Here is a 2,816-nt window from a genome sequence, read left to right on the forward strand (position 1 = left end):
CGCTCGGCGGTGAGCGGCAGCAGCCCGGCCGTCTCCTCCGCGTCACGGTTGGAGCCGCGGTCGCGCGGGGACCTCGCCGCGGGCGCGGGAGTCAGCGCGTTCACGGCGGCGGCCACCTGGGGACTGCCGGCCAGCTTCAGCGCCAGGGACTGGACTTCTGCGCGGCGTGCATCCACGCGACGCGCGAGCTCGCCGGTGCCCGACGCGGCCTGGAGCGCCGCACCATCCACCGCGCGCGCACGCAGGGGCGCCGACAGCATCGGGAGGTGAGCGAGGCCCAGTCCGAGGACCAGGAGTGCGAACAGCAGGAACTTGAGGCGGACCATCGCCGTCCTTTAGCCCAAGGGTGAGGGGTCCGCTTATAGCGTCCACCGTTCGACCCCAGCAAGGAACTGGCCCGAAGGAACCCGGGGGCCGGATGCCTGGCTGGCATCCGGAATTCCCGGGCCCTTCGCTCTTTCACACCGCGCTACAGCTTGATGCCTAGTAGTTCGTCGCGTCCGCGTTCAGGTCGAACGGCATGCCGCTGTTGCCCGCGCCCTGACGACGGCGCTCCACCGCGCGCTTGATGGCCTTCTCCAGCCGATCACGCGTTGCGTCGATGGCCTGGAACAGCGTCTCGGACGTCTCCGTCACGTGCACTGCTTCCAATCCAGGCATGCGCACCGTCACCCGGCACTCCTTGTCCACGCCTCCCTTGGGCCCGTTGATGTCCACGAGCGCGATGTCGATTTCCGACGCCTCGTCCTCGGCGAACCTTTCGATGTGGGCCACCAGATGGGTGTCCACGTACTGCTTCAGGTTGTCGTTCAGCCCCAGATGCACTCCACGCAACAGCACCTTCATGGAATCACCTCCGGGCATAAACATGGGCAGTCCCCCGCCCGCCCGTGAGGGGCTGTCGCAAGCCTTCCCGCCTGCTCTCCCCCGAAGCAGCCGGCCGGACGTCACCGCGCCCGGGACGCGTTGGACGAATCCCTCGCGGCACCGGGTTGCTCTAGTCGCATGGATGGCGAGCGAATCAAGGTCCTGCTGGTGGAGGACGACGGGGACAGCCGGGAACTCCTCGCGGAGCTCCTGGAGGACGACTTCGAGGTCACCACCGCGTCCGACGGCGTGGCGGGACTGAAGGCGTTCGAGGCCACGCACCCCGACGTCGTGGTGACGGACGAATCCCTGCCCGGAATGAACGGCACGGAGCTGGCGCAGCAGGTGAAGGAGCGTGAACCCAATGCCCGGGTCGTCCTCGTGTCCGGCTACGCGCAGGTGGAGAACGCGGACTACTGCGACGCCGTGCTGCGAAAGCCCATCGACGTGGAGCGCCTGAGCCGCATGGTGGGCGAGCTGGGAGACGCGGCGCGGCACTGACGGAAATTCGCGCGGGGGGCCGCCTGCCATCCGCGTGAGCCGTTCCTAACTTTCCAGCCATCGCCCAGGAGGGCTTCATGAGGTACTGCGCACGGTGTGGCTCGGAGTATCAGGACAGTGTCGTGGACTGCACGGATTGCCCCAACCACCCACCGCTCGTGTCGGCGGAGGAGATGCGCGAGCGCGGGCTGCCCCTGCCCCATGAGCTGGATCAACGCCGCTTCGTGAGGGCGGGCATCGCGGACGACCCCGTGACGGCCCAGGTCTTCGCGGACGTGCTGGAGGAGCACCGCATCCCGCTCATCGTGCGCCCCGGCCGCTCGGGCGTGGTGGACGAGCTGACCACGGGCAACCTGCTGCCCTGGTGGGAGCTGCTGGTGCCGGACACCGCCCAGGCGCGCGCCGCCGCGCTGCTGGAGGAGGCGAAGGTCCAGTCGCTCGCCTCCGCGGACGAGGCCGGCCGCGCGGCGGAGGAAGAGGAGCTCGAGGACGAGCAGTCGCGCCAGGCCTCGGTGAACAGCGCGCCGCCGGCGCTCTAGCGGCGCTCCAGCGTCAGGGCGCGCCCACGTCCGCGCTGCCCCGGGCGGGCGCGGGCTGGGACGCGAGCGTGGTGGGGGGCGGACGCCGGGCCTCGAAGAGGCTCACGCCCGTCACCTTCCACTTGTCGTAGCGCGCGTTGCGGGCGAGGAACGTCTCCAGGTCCTCGTCCACCACGCGGTTGTAGCCGCCCCTGGACGCGTGGCGCAGGTAGGTGCGCTTCTTCTTCTGCACCACGAAGCCCAGGTGGGTGATGCGCGTGGCCTTGAGCGGCAGGTCCTCCCGCATCACGACGAGGATGGTGCCGGACGCCACGCCGCGCGCGTGCGCCAGCACCTTCTCCAGCGGAATCATGTCCAGCGTGAAGGTGCCCACGGGCTGACGCTCGCGGGGCAGCCGCAGCGCCATGGACGACTTCGACTGCCAGGTGTGCGCGGTGAGCGTCTTGGTGACGGTGACGGTGTCCTGCTTCGCGTACCTGCGCGTCACGTCCACCAGCAGGCCCTTCTTGATGTTGTTGGGCAGCCACTGCGCTTCCATCAGGTGGTTGCGGTCCTCGTAGCTGGGCGTGCTCGCGTAGCGGATCCGCTCCAGCAGCGCCGGCACCTCCGGCTCTCCGTGCGCCATGCCCAGCGCCAGCGTCTCCTCCACGAAGGTGAGGCAGTCCACCGCGTCCAGGCGGAAGGTGGGGTCGGGGTCCACGCCCTGGCCCTCGCCCAGGGGCGACAGGACGTAGGGCGTGTCGAGGAACTTCTCGCTCATGCCCAGCAGGCGCTCCGACAGCGGGGACTCGGCCCGGTCCGCGATGAGGGCGGCGCGCTGCTCGGGCGTGAGCGCGCTCCAGCCGTTCTCCCGGACGGGCGGCGCCGCCGGGGCCGCCGCCGGATGCGCGGGCGCGGTGAGCGACGCGG

4 protein-coding genes and 1 pseudogene are annotated in these 2,816 nt (G+C 70.3%); 2 read left to right on the forward strand and 3 right to left on the reverse strand.

The window, feature by feature from the left end:
- Nucleotides 1-326, reverse strand: a pseudogene (locus ACLEQD_RS40655) (cell division protein FtsK); the annotation flags it as partial.
- 157 nt (nt 327-483) lie between these two features.
- On the reverse strand, nt 484-846 hold the full coding sequence (gene hpf, locus ACLEQD_RS40660; protein ID WP_171417679.1) for a ribosome hibernation-promoting factor, HPF/YfiA family: 363 nt from the start codon (nt 844-846) through the stop codon (nt 484-486).
- Nucleotides 847-1,005: 159 nt separating this feature from the next.
- Between hpf and ACLEQD_RS40665 the strand changes: the two genes are divergently transcribed.
- Entirely contained in the window at nt 1,006-1,368 is a 363-nt protein-coding gene (locus tag ACLEQD_RS40665) for a response regulator (RefSeq protein WP_207049295.1), read from the forward strand.
- 77 nt (nt 1,369-1,445) lie between these two features.
- Nucleotides 1,446-1,907 carry a hypothetical protein gene (locus ACLEQD_RS40670; RefSeq protein WP_410391298.1) on the forward strand — a complete coding sequence of 154 codons (462 nt, stop codon included), beginning with the start codon at nt 1,446-1,448 and terminating at the stop codon, nt 1,905-1,907.
- A 13-nt stretch (nt 1,908-1,920) separates the two neighbouring features.
- On the opposite strand, the gene ACLEQD_RS40675 is transcribed toward ACLEQD_RS40670, so the two are convergent.
- The coding region (locus ACLEQD_RS40675; protein WP_410391299.1) for an N-acetylmuramoyl-L-alanine amidase-like domain-containing protein at nt 1,921-2,816 on the reverse strand (896 nt) is incomplete at its 5' end.

The organism is Corallococcus sp. 4LFB (genome assembly GCF_046520365.1).
Taxonomy (GTDB): domain Bacteria; phylum Myxococcota; class Myxococcia; order Myxococcales; family Myxococcaceae; genus Corallococcus; species Corallococcus caeni.